Raw genomic sequence first — 15091 nt, 5'->3', positions numbered from 1 at the left:
TATCAGGCGGTGCTCCGACGACGTTTGTCGTTCGCTGGGCAGTCACTGCTGGCGGTGCCGTCCACTGCTAGTGGTCGTGCCGGCGGCGTGTGGCCGCAGGCGATGTCCCGACAGGTCAGGTCCCCTCTTCGGCGCCTGCGATGGCCCGCGCCGAGACGTATGTCAGAAGCGCCAGCAGGAGGAACGGGAACACGGTCAGAAAGTGCATTAGCACGAATATCGCCGGGTCCCACTCCCAGGGGCGAAAGACGGTGTACAGGGCGACGAAAAACAGCAAGATACCCATTGGAATGAGGTTCACCGTCACGTCGAGCAGCGTCTCCACGTCGGCCCACTCTCGCTGTTCGCCGGCGTCGGCACGGACGGGTTCGTCAGCCATACCCGACGTAGGCGCCGGGCACCGAAAAGTATTTTCAGTGACACGTCCTGGGACATCGGCCCGACGACGCTGACTTGTCACTGGAAAACACTTTTCGCCCGGCCGGGCGATGTGTCCGTATGGCGGCCCAACCCGTGACGAGTGTCGAGGACACGTACTGGTATCTCATCGGCCTCATCCTCCTGCTTGCACTCGTCTCGCTGGTGTACCTCCTCGGTGTCGTTCTCGGCTATCTCCCGGACCCGACGCGGCTCGTCTATCTGGTGTCGGTTGGCCCCTCTGAGGCGTCGGCCCGGCGCTTACAGCGACTGGTCGCTCTCTCCCTCCCCGTCCTCGTCCGGGAGCGACCCGCCGCGGTCGCTGTAGTCGGTCCGACCGACAGCGCGGTCCCCGACCATGTTGAGTATGGCCTGGTGGACCTCGTCGGCGGAGTCGTACTTGATGGTGTCCTCCTCGGCGGCTGACTCCCGTTCGGCGAGGACGCTCGCGAGCGTCACCTCGCCGTCTTTCAGTTCCAGCTGTTCGTCGCCATACTCCTCTAGGAGCTGCTCCTGTGTCGCCGGGTAGTCGTGATCCTCCAGCGTCGCGGTCAGGTCACCGAACTCGACACCCTGTTCGCGTGATTCTCCGCCGGTCTCCGCGCCAGAACTGTCGTTGCTCATACACTATCTACCGTCACTAGCTTCAAGGGTGTTGTGCTGACGTGACGCTGTACGCCCATAGATTTAACACTGAATCCGCTGTTACGAACGGCCGACACAGCCCGGTATCACCCCCGCCCGTCGACCGGTGGCTCAGTCCGGGTAAGCCGGCCCTATCGGCGGTAGGGGACCGTTCGAGACCTATCTGGGGACGACACAACACCTAAGTAGGCGCTAGCGGCAACGTGGTGGTGTGATAAGATGTCGCAACGCACACGACCGGGTCCCCGTTCCGCTCGGCCGATGAGCGGCGGTGACCGGGCGGGCGCCTCGCGGGCCGGGGCCTGTTCGTGCAAGGTCGGGCGGACGGCCGAAAAGTACGGGCTCGACGACCTCGACGAGCTATTGTGTCAGCGCCGGGCGGACGGCGCGAGTCTCCGCCGTCTGGAGACCGTCGTGAACGAGGCCGTCCTCCGGGCGGCCCTGGAGGGGACCGACACCGACGTGTTTCGGGACGCCGCGGCCATCTACCGGAACCTCACGGGCGAGGACGCAAGCGCCGGCGTGCGGACGGAGACCGAGGCCTGGCTGTCCCGCGTCGGCGTCGATCCGGCCGAACTCGACGGCGACTTCGTCTCCTACCAGACGGTCCGGACCCACCTCCGGGAGTGTCTCGGTGTCGACACCACCCGGGAGCGCTCGCTGTCCGTCGGCGACGCCGAGGGGACAATCGAGTGGGCGCGCTCCCGGAGCGAGGGTATCGTCGGCCGGACTATCGAACGACTGGACGGCACCGAGGGGTTCCACTGTGGCGCCGTCGACGTGACCACCGTCGTCCGCGTCTCGTGTGCGGACTGCGGCGGGAGCTATCCGGTCGAGCGGTTCCTCGACCGGGGCGGCTGTGACTGCGCGACGGACGCCCCAACCGGTGACCGACAGTGAGTTCCGTACACAACTTCTCCCGCTGAATACTGATGGACAGAGACACGGTGGTGACCGTCGAGAACCTGGGAGGCATCGAGAGCGCGACGGTCACGCTGGCCGAGGGCGTCTCGGTGTTGACCGGCCGGAACGCGACGAATCGGACCTCCCTCCTGCGGGCCATCGGCGCCGCGCTTGGGGGCTCTACGGGGGCGCTGAAAGCCGACGCCGACAGGGGCTCGGTGACGCTGTCGCTCGACGGCGCCGACTACACCCGGACGTTCGAGCGTGACGGCGAGGCGGTCCGCGCGGGTGGCGAGCCATACGCCGACGAGGCGATGCTCGTCGACCAGTACAGCTGCCTGCTGGCCGACAACCCGGCCCGTCGGGCCGTGGCCCGTGGCGACACCGAGGCGCTCCGGTCGTTTATCATGGCGCCCGTGGACACGGACGAACTGGAGGCGACCATACGCCGGACCCGGCGAGAGATTGAGTCGCTCCGCGAGGACCGGGCGGCGGCAAAGCAGACGGTCGAACGCCGCCCGGAACTCGAACGGCGGCTGGCCGACCACCGCGAGGCGCTTGCCGACACCACCGCGGAACTCGACGCCGTCCGTGCGGCCCTCGACGACGTCGAGACGGACGCCGAGGCCATCGAGCGCGCCGAGGACGCCGTCGACGAACTCACCGACGCCCGGGAGAGCTACGAGCGCGTCCGCGACCGGCTGGAGACACAGCGCGACGCCGTCGCCTCGCTGCGCGAGGAACGCGACGAGGTGCGGGCAAAACTGGAGGCCCTCTCGATACCGGACGTCGAGCCCGACCGCGCCGAAGCCGAGATAGAGCGCCTGCAGCGCCGCGTTCGTGACCTCGAAACCACGATATCCAGCCTCCTCTCCATCGTCGAGTTCAACGAGCAACTGACCGACGACGGGGAGCTGTCGGGCGTCGGGGAGCGCGTCAGCGACACACCGCCCGGCGCGGTCGAGTGCTGGACCTGCGGGACGACGGTCGACCGGACGGCGATAGATGACCGGCTCGAGGACCTCCGGGCAGTCGTCGACGAGAAGCGGGCCGAACGGAACGAGCTCCGCTCGACGCTCGAGTCCAGACGCGCCGACCTCTCGGCCCGGCGCGAGGCGACCGACCGGCGCGAGGCGCTGGCGGACGAACTGGCGGATATCGAGGCCGAGATAGCCGACCGGCAGCGCACGGTCGAGGAGCTCTCGGCGCGGGCCGAGAAGCTGCGTGAGCGCATCGAGGAGCTTGAGGAAAGCGCCGCGGTCACAGAAGAGCTCCGCGGGAGCGACCTGCTCGAACAGTACCGCCGCCGGTCGGAGCTTGAGTACGAGCGCGGGCAGCTCGAAGAGCAGATCGCGTCCGTCGAGGCCGAACTGGAGACGGTCCGCGAGGCGGCGTCCCGGCTGGCGGACATCGAGGGGCGACTCGACGAGCGGGAGGGCGACCTCGAACGCGCTCGCACCCGCGTCGAATCGCTCGAACGGTCGGCGGTCGAGACGTTCAACGACCACATGGAGACGGTGCGCTCCCAACTCGGGTACGAGAACATAGAGCGGGTCTGGATCGAGCGCACAGCGGCGGACGACGGGAGCGACTTCGCCCTCCACGTGGTCCGGGCGACGGCCGAAGACGTCGTCTACGAGGACACTCTCGACCACCTCTCGGAGTCGGAACGCGAGGTCGTCGGCCTCGTGGTCGCGCTGGCGGGCTATCTCGTCCACGACGTCCACGAGACGGTTCCGGTGATGGTGCTCGACTCCCTGGAGGCCATCGACGCCGACCGCATCGCCGCTCTGGTCGAGTACTTCGCTGACTTCCCCGACTACCTCGTCGTCGCTCTCCTGCCGGAGGACGCCCAGGCCCTGTCCGGCGAGTACGACCGCATCGAGATGGGCGGCGCCCGGGCCTGACCGTCACGACTGCGACCGCGGGGGAAAGAGCGGTCAGCGCGGTGGTTCTGTCCCGGACCACAGGTTCAAATGGATGGACGGAAAAGTGTGCGTGTGAATACCGAGCAGATTACCGCCGCCGACATCATCGACTGGAACTCGCTCGGCGATATCGTGGCGTCGTTCGAGAAACGGGGACTGGAGCCACGACCGAGCATGGGCGCCCAGAACGAGCGGTTGCTCGGTATCGGTAACGACGAGTACATCGTCGTCATCGAGGCCAAACCCGGCGAGTCCGCCGACGACTACCAGCCCGAGAACACGTCCCGTCACACGCACGTCATCGCGTCCCCGGAGTACGACCGGTTTACGTTCATCTCGCGCATCCGCAGCTGGGAGGAACAGAAGCGCGGGAACGTCAAGTACCAGCAGATGTCCTTCGAGAAAGACGCGTTCCGGCAGGGCCTCGAAAACGAGGACGAGATTCTCCGGAACATCAACGCTATCCAGTACCAGTCGTCGACGCCGCCTATCGAACGGGTCCGGCAGGGGTCAAAGCGCGCGCTCACGTACGTTCGGAACCTGATTTAGGTCCCGGTGCGCTCGGGACGGGTATCAGACTCGCGGTTGGTCGACCACGCAGTTGCCACAGGCGGGACACAGCAGGCGGTGACGGGGTGTGCGGTCGTCGCCGATCCAGTCGCCGCCGAGGGGGCTCTCGTGGCTGCAGGTCGGACAGAACAGCCGGGTCTTGGCGAGGCGTTGCTCGCGTCTGTGTTCGAGGGTCATCTGGCTGGGGTGTAAGAGTGGCCGAGGGCGGCACAGCAGACGTTCAGGGCGACGAGCGCGACGAGGGCCATCGGCGTCGTCGCGGCGACGCCCGACAGCAAGGCGGCGAGGATGACGAGCGGGAGCGGGATGCTCGCCCAGAAGGCCGCCCCGCTGATGGCTGTCCGGGCCGTGCCGAGCAGGGCGTCGATGTCGGTGGCGCGGGCGGGCAGTCGCGGCGTGGAGGGGTCGAGCGTGGACATTGGTGCGTCGTGTATCTACCCCGTCACACCGTACCCACATATAAACGACAGACCCCTAGTACGGATTCAGGACTGTTCACCGCAACGCCCGCGTTTCACCCCATTTTACGTCCCAGTACCTGACGAGATAGGCGGCTCAGGTCGACGGAGACGTTTTATCGGCTACGCTGCGGGCGTCATATCGGTCCCGACTACCGGCTGGCGGGGCGGTGGGCTCTCAGGGCCCAAACCACCGGCGTGTATCGGTTGGCTTTATTTCGGGTGACACGGAAGGGCCCTCCATGCCCTGGCGACAGACGCGGCGACGGTATCTCGCGACTCTCGGGGCGGCTGGGGCGGCCGCGCTGGCCGGCTGTTCCAACGACTCCGACACCCGGGCCCCGACAGGCGACCCCTCCATCCCCGAAAACATCGGCCGCTGGCCGATGTTCGGCCACAACGCCGCCAACACGGGGGCGGCTGCCGACGAGACCGGTCCGACGACAAACGTCATCGTGCAGTGGGGCTACCCCACCGACGCCCAGGTCTTCAGCTCGCCGGCGGTCGTCGACGGGACCGTCTACGTCGGCAGCAACGACAACGCGGTCTACGCGCTTTCTGCCGTCGACGGCGGAGAGCAGTGGCGCCACGAAACCGACGGGCTGGTCCACTCCTCGCCGGCGGTCGTCGACGGGACCGTCTACGTCGGCAGCTTCGACGGCTACCTGTACGCGCTCTCGGCCGGCTCCGGCGACGTGGAGTGGCGCTTCGAGGCGGGCGCCTCCGACAACCCGCTGGTCGATCGCCAGCCGGTCCAGGCCTCGCCGACGGTCGCGGACGGGACGGTGTATGTCGGCAGCGACAGCGACACGGTCAGCGCCGTCGCGACGGACGGGAGCGAGCAGTGGACAGCAGACGCCGGCGGCTCGGTCCGGACGACGCCGGCGGTGGCGGACGGGACCGTCTACGTCGGGACCGACGGGGGCGATGTCGTCGCCCTGTCGGCGGACGACGGGACCGAACAGTGGGCCGTCGACGCCGGGAGCGCGGTCACTGGCTCGCCGGCGGTGGCGGACGGGACCGTCTACGTCGGGACCGACGGGGGCGACGTCGTCGCCCTGTCGGCGGGCGACGGGACCGAACAGTGGCGCTACGGGGCGGGCGAGCCGGTCTCCACCTCGCCAGCCGTCGACGGTGACACGGTGTACGTCGGGACTGACGGGGGCGACGTTGTCGCCCTGTCGGCGGGCGACGGGACCGAGCAGTGGTCGTTCACCACCGGGGACAGCGTCCGCTCCTCCCCGTCGGTCGTCGACGGCAGCGTCTACGTCGGCAGTGACGACAACAAGCTGTACATCCTCTCGACCGGCGACGGCACCGTCCAGTGGGAGCTATCCGTGGGCGGCCCGGTCTCCACTTCGCCGGCCGTGGTGGACGACGTCGTCTTCGTCGCCGGCGCCGGCGACGTCTACGGGCTGACTGCGCCCTGACTCGCCCCTCTCAGACGAGTTCGACGCCGCTGGCGCTTGGCTCGGGCAGCGACGGGATGTTCGTCCCCGGTGTCGACACCGCCGCGGCGGCGGCGACGACGCCGGTGTGTAGCGCGGTCGCCTCGTCGGCGCCGGCATCCATAGCCGCCAGGACGCCCGAGAGCAGCGCATCGCCCGCGCCAACGGTGTCGACGACCTCACAGTCGATGGCTGGCTCGTGGACGACCCTGTCCTCGCTTACGAGGACCGCCCCGTCGGCGCCCAGCGACGCCACGACGCGGTCGAACCCCTGCTTTCGGAGCTTCTGGGCGGCGTCGATGGCCGAGTCGACGTCGGTGACCGCCAGCCCCGTCGCCGCCTCCAGTTCCGGCGCGTTCGGCTTACACAGGGCGTACTCGGCGTCCAACTGGGCCAGCAGCGGCCCGTCGACATCGACGACGGTCTTCCAGGGGCCGGCCTCGGCGAGCCGGTCGATGGTGTCGGTGTCGAGCCCGGGCGGGAGACTGCCGGCGACGACGACGGTGTCGGGCGACAGCGACGACAGCCGCTCGACGATGGCCCCGACCTCCGCGGCCGAGACCGTCGGCCCGCGCTGGTTGAGCTTGTACTCCCCGTCGGTCGCGAGGACGGTCGAGTTGAGCCGGGTCGTCCCGTCGATCTCGACAAAGCGCGCCTCGATACCGTCGGACGCGAGCCGCTCGGTGACGAACCGGCCGAGAAAGCCGCCGAGGACCCCGGTCGCGACCGTCTCGGTCCCCATCGCGGTGAGGTACTTCGAGACGTTGATACCCTTCCCGCCGGCGTCGAACTGCGCGTCGTCGACCCGGATTACCTCGTCGGGCGTGAGCGGCTGGTCGGTCGTGACCGTCTGGTCGACGGCCGGGTTGAGCGTGACTGTGGCTATCATAGCGTTCGCACCCGTTTCGTTCGCGTGAGTCGGTCGATTGCGGCCGTGGCCGCCTCGCCGTCGAGTCCGACGCGCTGGCCGGCCTCGTCGTCAGTGACGGAGCCGTGAATATCGATGCGACCCGCATCGACGGCGTCCGCCACGTCCATCGCCAGGCTGTGGCGGTCGGTGAACACGCGCGCGAGACCGACCGGTCCGGTCTCGGTCACCAGACGAAGCGCCGTGCTCGTCGACTCGAACGGCGTCACCGGAACGACCGGGCCGGCGACCGGCTCGCGCCGCAGCGCCGACTCCCGTGGCACGTCCGCGAGCACTGTCGGCTCACACGTGCGGCCGTCGACCTCGCCGCCGCGGACCAGCCTGGCTCCCGCGGCGACAGCGTCGTCGACCTGTCGCGCTACCTGCCGGGCCGTGGCCCCGTCCCGGAGCGGGCCGACGACCGTCGACTCCTCGAAGGGGTCACCGACCGCCCAGTCGGCCACACGCTCGTCGAGCCGCTCGACGAGGGCGTCCTGTACCGACTCGTGGGCGATGACACAGCCCGCCCCGGCGAGCCGGCTGTCGACCGCGCTCGGGCCGCCCTCGGTGAGCGCGGCCGCGGCCGCGTCGAGGTCCGCGTCGGGGAAGACGAGCGTCGCGGTGCCGCCGCCGAGCCACTGCTCGAACCGCGTGACCCCGGCCGACTCGGCGGCGAGTACCGCGTCCGCTGTCCGCGTGTCGGCGGTGTCGGAATCGGTCGCCGCGGGGACGAACCCTGCGGCCCCGGTCGGGACGGTCGACCCGACCGTCTCGGCGAACAGCGAGACGGTGACGGCCGCCGCCGGCGGCGGCGTGAGGACGACGGCGTTGCCGGCACCGAGCGCGGGGGCCGCCTGGAGCGCCGCCATCGCGAGCGGGGCGCGACCGCTCGGCCGGCAGCGAACGACCCCGAGCGGGGCCGCCGCCACCAGCGAGTTGTCGCCCTCGCGGGTCGAGGTGGTCCAGGTGCGGTACTTGCCGGTGAGCGACCTGAGGGTGTCTGCCACCCGGTCGAACTGCTCGGCCGCGACCGCGACCTCCGCTCGGGCGCTCGTCACCGGCACGCCGGTCTCGCGGACCAGCGCGTCTGCGAGTGCCGGTTTCCGCTCGCGGAGCTCGGTCGCGATCCGCTCACACCAGCTCGCTCGCCCGGAGACGGTGGTCTCGCCGAGTGAACGCCGGGCGGCCTCGGCGGCCGCCAGCGCGCTCGTTACCGTCCCCTCGTCGCCGACCTCGACCGTGGCCAAGGGGTCACCGGTCGCGCTGTCCCTGACGTCCACCGCGTCACCAACGGCGAGTGGCTCGCCCTCGACGACGGGCTGGACGTGGTACTCTGTCTGTGCGGTGCTCATCCGTCACGCCTCCAGGACGTCGTCCGCGGTCGCCTCCTCGAAGACGACCCCTTCGAGCTTGTCGAGGATGTCGTAGGGGTTCTCGCGCTGCCAGACGTTGCGGCCGACGGCGAGCCCGGAGACGCCGACGTCCATGCAGTCCGCGACGAGTTCGAGGAACTCGCGGTCGGAGGTCTTGGACCCGCCCGACAGCAGGACGCGGTTGTCGGCGGCGGCGTTGACGGCGTGGGCCATCGCCTCCTTGCTCCGGGGGTACTTCACCTTCGTGAAGTCCGCGCCAAGCTCCAGGCCGAGCCGGGCGGCATAAGCGATGATGGACTCGCTGCGATGGGACTTGACGGCCTGCCCGCGCGGGTACGACCACATCGCGACGGGCAGGTCGTGGTCGCGGGCCGCCTCCTGGACCGGGCGGAAGTCCTCGAACATCTCCGGCTCCTTGTTGACGCCGGGGTAGATGGTGTAGCCGATGGCGTCGGCGCCCAGCTCGGCGGCGTACTCGACGGACCAGTTCTGGGGCGAGTAGGGGTCGCCCATCCAGAGGTCCGAACTGCCGTTGAGCTTCGCCAGCAGGTTCACGTCGTCCTCGTAGCTTGGGTAGTACGTCTCGGCGAGGCCCTTCCCCACTGCGAGGGCCGTGACGGCGTCGTGGGTCGCCATCTCGAACACTTCCCGGGGGTCGAGGCGTTCCTCGACGCCGCTGAACTGCTTGGGGCCGTGTTCGAGCCCGTGGTCGTGAGCGAGTACTAGCGTCTTGTCGTTGCGAACGAGCGATGAGTCGGTGAAATCGTACATGTGTGTCTGTGTGGGTTGCGTGCGTTCTGTGGTCGGTGCAACTCGGCCCGTCGGGGACCACGCCGAGCCGGCGTCCGCGCCAACGGGTCGTCGGCGTCAGCTCAGCAGTCGTTTCAGTCGGGCGACGAGGCTCTTCGAGCGGTCGCCGCCGCGGCGCACGTCCGGCGAGCCGCTGTCGTGGGTCTTGTCGTCCGTGTCGTCGGTCTCGTCGGCGTCGACGGTGACTTCGGTGTCGGCGTCGGCCCCGGCGGCCGCCTCGGCCTGGTCCATGAGCCCCTCCACGTCGTTGACGGCGGCCTTGATGGTGCCCTTGACGAGCGGGAGGTTCTCGAACCGGTCCCGATTTACCGACGTGTCTGCGGCGATGATGGCGGCGTCGGCCTCGTCGATGTCCTCGGCCGAGAGCTCGTTTTCGGCGCCCATCGCGCCCTGTATCTCGACTTTGATGTCGTGACCGCGTCTCTCTGCTTCCTGTTCTAGGTTCTCGGCGCCCATCTGACTGTGTGCGATACCGGTCGGACAGGCGGTGACTGCGACGAATTTCATTGGATTGTGTCGTGGACTTCGCTGCGCGTTGCGACACGGAGCGCGCTGTCGGCGCGCTCGCGTGCGGCACTGTACCCTGTCTCGCTTACGGCGGCTTTCACGTCGGGGATGGTGACGGCGCTCATGCTGAGTTCGTCCAGTCCCAGCCCGACGAGCAGCTCGGTCACGTCCGGGTTGCCGGCCATCTCGCCGCACATCCCGACCCAGGCGTCCTGGGCGTGGGCCCGCTCTACGGTGTCGGCTATCGCGCGTACCACGCCGGGATGGGTCGGGTCGTGGAGGTGGCCGACGTGCTCGTTCTCCCGGTCGGCGGCCATCACGTACTGCGTGAGGTCGTTCGTCCCGATGGAGAGGAAGTCGACCCGCTCGGCGAACTCCTCGGCCATGAAGACGGCGCTGGGCGTCTCGACCATCACGCCCAGCGAGGGCCGCTCGTAGTCGACCCCGCGGTCGTCGAGCTCGGCGGCGGCGTCCTCGACGGCCTCGATGCTCGCCTCCAGCTCCTCGACGGTCGCGACTAAGGGGAACATTACGTTCAGCTCCCCGGCACCGTCGGCGGCCGCGCGAAGCAGCGCCCGCAGCTGCGTGCGGAACAGCTCCGAGTCGGGGTCGAGCGAGCGCCGGATGCCCCGCTCGCCCAGGAACGGGTTCTCCTCTTCCGGTAGATCGAGATACGGTATCTGTTTGTCACCGCCGATGTCCAGCGTCCGGACGACGACGCGGCCGTCCGGGAACGTATCGAGCGCGTCGACGACGGCCTCGTACTGCTCGTCTTCCTCGGGCGGGGACTGCCGGTCGAGGAAGAGGAACTCGGTCCGGTAGAGCCCGACGCCGTCCGCGCCGCGGGCGGCGGCCGGCTCCAGTTCCTCGGGCCGGCCGACGTTGGCGGCGACCTCTATCTCGCGGCCGTCGCTGGTCTCGACCGTCGCCTCGATAACGTCGGCGCCCTCGTCGGCGCGTGCGGCCGAGCGCTCGGCGTCGTCGGGCTCGACGAGCAACTCGCCGGCGTCACCGTCGACGACGACCTCGGTGCCGTCGTCCACGTCGTTCAGTTCCTCGCCTAAGCCGACGACGGCGGGCAGCGCCAGCGACCGGGCGAAGATGGCCGCGTGGGATGTCCGGCCGCCGGTGACCGTGGCGAAGCCGGCGACCGTCTCGGGGTCTAACTGGGCGGTGTCGCTGGGCGTGAGCCGTTCTGCCAGCACGACGCTGCCCTCGGGCAGGTCGGCCAGGTTCACCCGCTCGCCGCCGGTCAGCAGGCGCAGCAGGCGGTCCCGCACGTCTCGGAGGTCGTCGGCGCGCTCGGCCATCCGACCCTCCATCCCCTCGAACTGCTCGATGTGCTCGCCGAAGGCGTCGTCGACGGCCAGGGCCGCGGGATGGCCCGCCTCGATGCTCTCCTCGACCGCCTCCTTGATGGTCGGGTCCTCGAGGAACTGGATGTGGGCGTCGAAGACCGCGGCCTCGTCCTCGCCGACGCGCTCCGCGGTGGCGTCACGTTCATCCTCCAGTTCCGCGCGTGCGGTCCCGACGGCGTCAGCGAAGCGGTCGCGCTCGGCCTCGGCGTCGACGGACTCGTCCGCGTCCGGGAGCGTTATCTCGGGGTCGTACCAGACGACGGTTCCCAGTCCCGAGCGGGGCGTCGCGCCGGTGCCGGTGAGTGTGCGGGATGCCATGTCTATGCCTCCAGTTCGTCCTCGGGGGTTGTCAGTATTCGCTCTAGCTCATCGAGGACCGCTTCGGCGTCGGGGCCGTCGGCGACCAGCCGTATCTCGTCGCCGTGACCGACGCCGAGGCTGGTGACGGCGATCATGCTCCGGGCCGCGACGAGGTCACCATCGGGCGGGCCGGCCTCGACCTCGGCCTCGTGGTCGTTGACCGCCTCGACGAACAGCGCCGCCGGGCGGGCGTGCAGGCCCGCTTCCGGGACGATCTCGACGATGCGCTCCTGGCTCATGCGATGGCCTCCCGGAGCGTGTCCTGTACCTCGCCCTCGTCGTCGGCGTCGTGCAGGCGCTCGCGCACGTCGTCGTGCATCAGCGCCCGCGACAGCGAGCTGAGAATCTGCAGGTGGTCCTCGCCGCCCGCCTCGGGGACGAGTATCATGAAGATGAGCGTCGCGGGCTCGCCGTCCATCGAGCCGAAGTCGATGCCCTCATTGGAGCGGGCGAACGCCAGCGACGGGCGATTGACGGCCGCGGTCTTGGCGTGGGGGATGCCGATACCCATCCCGACGCCGGTGCTCGTCTCCTCCTCGCGGGCCAACAGCGCGTCCAGGGCCGCCTGCCGGTCGTCGACGCGGCCCGACTCGACGACGAGGTCGAGGAGGTACTCGATGGTCGCCTCCTTCTGGGCGGGTGGTTCGGACAGCGAGATGTGGCTCGCCGGAATCAGCTCGTCGATGTCGTCCGTGATTGCGTCTGTCATTGTGTTAGTCGTCGCTCGGTGATGCGCTCGCGGAGCTGGACTCGCTGCCGGCGTCGACGCGGTCCTCGAAGTCGGGCTTGAGCACAAGCGCGACGGCCGCCGTGACGAACGACCCCAGGATAATACAGGCGAGGAACATGAACGGCTTGTTCGACAGCGGGATGACGAAGATGCCGCCGTGGGGCGCGGGCATCGTGACGTTCAGCGCCATCGAAGCGGCGCCGCCAGCGGCGCTGCCGGCCACCACTGCGGGGATGACGCGCAGCGGGTCGGCCGCGGCGTACGGAATCGCACCCTCGGTGATAAACGAGAAGCCGAGCACGACGCCGCTCTTTGCGTTCTCGTACATCTCGGCCGCGTACTTGTGCGGGGAGATGAAGTTCGACAGCGCTAGGCCGATGGGCGGGACCATCCCGCCGATCATCACGGCCGCCATCGGCGCGTAGATGCCTTCGGTGATGAGCCCCGTCGAGAAGACGTAGGCCACCTTGTTGACCGGACCGCCCATGTCGAAGGCCATCATCCCGCCCAGAATCGTCCCGACGAGAATCGCCTGCCCGCCCTGCATTCCCTCAAGGAAGCCGGTGAGACCCGCGTTAGCGAGCGCGACCGGGACGCCCAGCACGAACAGCATGATGGGCGTCAGCACGGCCATTGTGGCCACCGGAATGATGAGCACGGGCATCATGGGGGCGAGGAACTCCGGCACGTCCAGGCCCTTGAACCAGCGGGCCACGTATCCGGCCAGCAGCCCGGCGACGATGGCGCCGAGGTAGCCGGCGCCGGCCTCGCCGCCGGAGATGCCGATGACCTTCGCCGCCTCAGCGACGACGGCCCCATCCTGGATGAGGTACGAAAGCAGGAAGCCGGGCGCGAGACCCGGTCGGTCCGCGATAGCGTAGGCGATGTAGGCCCCCAGGATTGGGACCATGATGGTGAGGCCAGCGGTACCGACCTGTGCGAGGAACCAGCCGGCCGAGCCGGTGTTCGAGAACACTGATTCGGTATCTCCCACCGCGTACGCGAGGGCGAGGAAGATACCACCGATTGTGACGAACGGGATCATGAACGACACGCCGGTCATCAGGTCCTCCTTGACGGAGGTCAGGTGCGACCGGAGCATGCGTTCGGTGTTGTTGCTCTCTGACATTGTTGCGACACCAGTAGCTACATCCACTAACGACCATAAAGATTAGCGTTTTTGAACGATATCGACTGATTCTGGGTTTTATCCAGATTAAGGTGATTGATACTGACTGCTCTGGCGCCCGGGCCGGAAATTGACTAACAAGCATATGGCTGTTAGCCAAGCGGAAACGAACGGTCGAGGCCCGGCAGCGACACCGTCGCGCGCGCCCCAGCGCTTACGATTTGGGCCGGCCGACCGGGAGTGACGGAACTGGCGAAGCCGACGGAGTAGTGACCGTCGAGGGAATCGGCAGCACCGAGTCGGCGGCGGTGTCCCTGTCGCCGAGCGTGACCCCCACGGGGACTGTGGCGTTGCCCGACAGCTACCGGGTGTCAGTCGCAGTCGCAGTGACCGCGGTCGAGCAACTCGTCGACGGTGTACTGCCCGCCACAGTCCTCACAGCGCACGTCGACGCTGACGAACAGCCGGTAGTCGCCGACGGTGAGCCGGCCGGCCTTGGCGAGGCGGTCGACCGTGTCGCGGACGACCCGCTCGACGCGGCCCTGGAGCCGGTCGATGACGGACCGCTCGCGGTCGACGCCGTCGCGCTCCTCGCGCTCGTAGCTCGCGCCGCGGACCTCGGTCAGGTAGTGCCGAATCGCCTGGTAGGTGACGAAGTTCTCGACCAGCGCGTCGACGTCGATGCCCGCCGCGTCGAGCCGGTTTTCGGCCTCGACCCGCGGGCCCGCGCTCACGTCTTCGTCGGTCAGCAGCCGGTAGTAGTTCCGGGCCTCGCCGTCGACGACGTCCATGCCCGCGTCCCGTATCCCCGAGAGCAACAGCGCCCGGTTGAACCGGTCGGCGAGGTCACGCAGGCTCTGTCGCTCGCCCGCCTCTCCCAGCCAGGCGGTCTCCAGCTCGTCGCCGATGGGCGCGAGCTCGTAGGCGTCGATGAGCCGCGCGACTTTCGAGCGGGTGTCCGAACTCATTGCCAGGTCCACGGCCGGCGATTCAAAAGGTGTTGTGCCGCGTGGCCGCCGTCCGACACAGCGTGGTCTGTCTCACTCTTGGCTCCAGGTGGCGGTGAGTTCATAGCGTGTGGTCTCGCTCACGCGGGTGCTGAGCGCGAACTCGAACGCCGACGTGGCGCCGACGCGGATAGGGTCCCGGGGCTGCAGGCCCGTCCGATAGATCTGTTCGCCGGCGTCGTCCAGAAACGTGCAGGCGAGCTCCGGGACCTGCCCCTCGGGCGTGATGCGGTCCGTGCCGTCGTTCTCGGCCGTCACGTCGACGACCAGCCGCGTCCCGGAGGGGGTCCCCTGTATCGCGTACTCGTGGGTCAGGGACAGCGGCGTCTCGTTGGCGACGACCTCGCCGGTGACTGTCGACCCGCTACAGCCCGCCAGAGCCGACCCGCAGCCGGCCGCGAGCGTCCCGAGAAGTGTGCGACGGTGCATACCGGACCCCCCACCCGTTCACACCTCAATGTATCGTCCGTAGTGTCCGGACTCGGGCGGGGACGGCGCCGCGAGCCCCCGTCTCGGTGCCGGAACGACTCGCCGCCTACCT

Annotated in this window: 18 protein-coding genes; 4 read left to right on the top strand and 14 right to left on the bottom strand. The window is 68.9% G+C overall.

The window, feature by feature from the left end:
* Positions 1 to 115 precede the first annotated feature (115 nt).
* Positions 116 to 379 carry a DUF6684 family protein gene (locus VJ162_RS12220; RefSeq protein WP_324664621.1) on the bottom strand — a complete coding sequence of 88 codons (264 nt, stop codon included), beginning with the start codon at positions 377 to 379 and terminating at the stop codon, positions 116 to 118.
* A gap of 299 nt (positions 380 to 678) precedes the next feature.
* Positions 679 to 1041: a DUF5789 family protein gene (locus VJ162_RS12215; RefSeq protein WP_324664619.1), complete on the bottom strand. Its 363-nt coding sequence runs from the start codon at positions 1039 to 1041 to the stop codon at positions 679 to 681.
* A gap of 282 nt (positions 1042 to 1323) precedes the next feature.
* Here VJ162_RS12215 and rdfA (VJ162_RS12210) point away from each other — a divergent pair, with 282 nt between their 5' ends.
* The 3 genes from rdfA (VJ162_RS12210) (at position 1324) to VJ162_RS12200 (ending at position 4442) form a co-directional block, all read left to right on the top strand.
* Positions 1324 to 1962 carry a rod-determining factor RdfA gene (gene rdfA, locus VJ162_RS12210; RefSeq protein WP_324664617.1) on the top strand — a complete coding sequence of 213 codons (639 nt, stop codon included), beginning with the start codon at positions 1324 to 1326 and terminating at the stop codon, positions 1960 to 1962.
* Positions 1963 to 1994: 32 nt separating this feature from the next.
* Positions 1995 to 3872, top strand: a complete 1878-nt coding sequence (locus VJ162_RS12205; protein WP_324664615.1) for an archaea-specific SMC-related protein — start codon at positions 1995 to 1997, stop codon at positions 3870 to 3872.
* A 93-nt stretch (positions 3873 to 3965) separates the two neighbouring features.
* Entirely contained in the window at positions 3966 to 4442 is a 477-nt protein-coding gene (locus tag VJ162_RS12200; protein WP_324664613.1) for a hypothetical protein, read from the top strand.
* Between the two features lie 24 nt (positions 4443 to 4466).
* Here the strand turns inward: VJ162_RS12200 and VJ162_RS12195 are convergent, their stop codons facing one another.
* Complete coding sequence (locus VJ162_RS12195; protein WP_324664611.1) at positions 4467 to 4640, bottom strand: hypothetical protein; 174 nt, start codon at positions 4638 to 4640, stop codon at positions 4467 to 4469.
* Positions 4637 to 4882 (bottom strand): hypothetical protein, encoded by a 246-nt coding sequence (locus VJ162_RS12190; RefSeq protein ID WP_324664609.1) that lies wholly within the window; start codon positions 4880 to 4882, stop codon positions 4637 to 4639. Before VJ162_RS12190 ends, VJ162_RS12195 begins: the two co-directional genes overlap by 4 nt.
* Before the next feature lie 281 nt (positions 4883 to 5163).
* On the opposite strand from VJ162_RS12190, the gene VJ162_RS12185 reads away from it, so the two are divergent.
* Complete coding sequence (locus VJ162_RS12185; RefSeq protein ID WP_324664607.1) at positions 5164 to 6351, top strand: outer membrane protein assembly factor BamB family protein; 1188 nt, start codon at positions 5164 to 5166, stop codon at positions 6349 to 6351.
* Between the two features lie 10 nt (positions 6352 to 6361).
* Here the strand turns inward: VJ162_RS12185 and pfkB are convergent, their stop codons facing one another.
* From pfkB to VJ162_RS12135, 10 genes are all read right to left on the bottom strand, one after another.
* Complete coding sequence (gene pfkB, locus VJ162_RS12180) at positions 6362 to 7258, bottom strand: 1-phosphofructokinase (RefSeq protein WP_324664605.1); 897 nt, start codon at positions 7256 to 7258, stop codon at positions 6362 to 6364.
* On the bottom strand, positions 7255 to 8628 hold the full coding sequence (locus VJ162_RS12175; protein WP_324664603.1) for an aldehyde dehydrogenase: 1374 nt from the start codon (positions 8626 to 8628) through the stop codon (positions 7255 to 7257). Before VJ162_RS12175 ends, pfkB begins: the two co-directional genes overlap by 4 nt.
* Positions 8629 to 8631: 3 nt before the next feature.
* Positions 8632 to 9420 (bottom strand): class I fructose-bisphosphate aldolase, encoded by a 789-nt coding sequence (locus VJ162_RS12170; protein ID WP_324664601.1) that lies wholly within the window; start codon positions 9418 to 9420, stop codon positions 8632 to 8634.
* Positions 9421 to 9516: 96 nt separating this feature from the next.
* A complete protein-coding gene (locus VJ162_RS12165) occupies positions 9517 to 9966 on the bottom strand; it encodes a PTS fructose transporter subunit IIB (protein ID WP_324664598.1) in 450 nt (149 codons plus the stop codon).
* Complete coding sequence (ptsP, locus tag VJ162_RS12160) at positions 9963 to 11642, bottom strand: phosphoenolpyruvate--protein phosphotransferase (RefSeq protein ID WP_324664595.1); 1680 nt, start codon at positions 11640 to 11642, stop codon at positions 9963 to 9965. Before ptsP ends, VJ162_RS12165 begins: the two co-directional genes overlap by 4 nt.
* Positions 11643 to 11644: 2 nt before the next feature.
* A complete protein-coding gene (locus VJ162_RS12155; protein WP_324664592.1) occupies positions 11645 to 11923 on the bottom strand; it encodes an HPr family phosphocarrier protein in 279 nt (92 codons plus the stop codon).
* Entirely contained in the window at positions 11920 to 12393 is a 474-nt protein-coding gene (locus VJ162_RS12150) for a PTS sugar transporter subunit IIA (protein ID WP_324664589.1), read from the bottom strand. Before VJ162_RS12150 ends, VJ162_RS12155 begins: the two co-directional genes overlap by 4 nt.
* 4 nt (positions 12394 to 12397) lie before the next feature.
* Positions 12398 to 13543: a PTS fructose transporter subunit IIC gene (locus VJ162_RS12145; protein ID WP_324664586.1), complete on the bottom strand. Its 1146-nt coding sequence runs from the start codon at positions 13541 to 13543 to the stop codon at positions 12398 to 12400.
* Between the two features lie 371 nt (positions 13544 to 13914).
* On the bottom strand, positions 13915 to 14511 hold the full coding sequence (gene rdfA, locus VJ162_RS12140; RefSeq protein ID WP_324664584.1) for a rod-determining factor RdfA: 597 nt from the start codon (positions 14509 to 14511) through the stop codon (positions 13915 to 13917).
* 72 nt (positions 14512 to 14583) lie between these two features.
* On the bottom strand, positions 14584 to 14979 hold the full coding sequence (locus VJ162_RS12135) for a hypothetical protein (protein ID WP_324664582.1): 396 nt from the start codon (positions 14977 to 14979) through the stop codon (positions 14584 to 14586).
* Positions 14980 to 15091: the final 112 nt, after the last annotated feature.

The organism is Haloarcula sediminis, from assembly GCF_035656455.1.
Lineage (GTDB): Archaea > Halobacteriota > Halobacteria > Halobacteriales > Haloarculaceae > Haloarcula > Haloarcula sediminis.
This window is presented reverse-complemented; position numbering and strand designations above follow the sequence as displayed.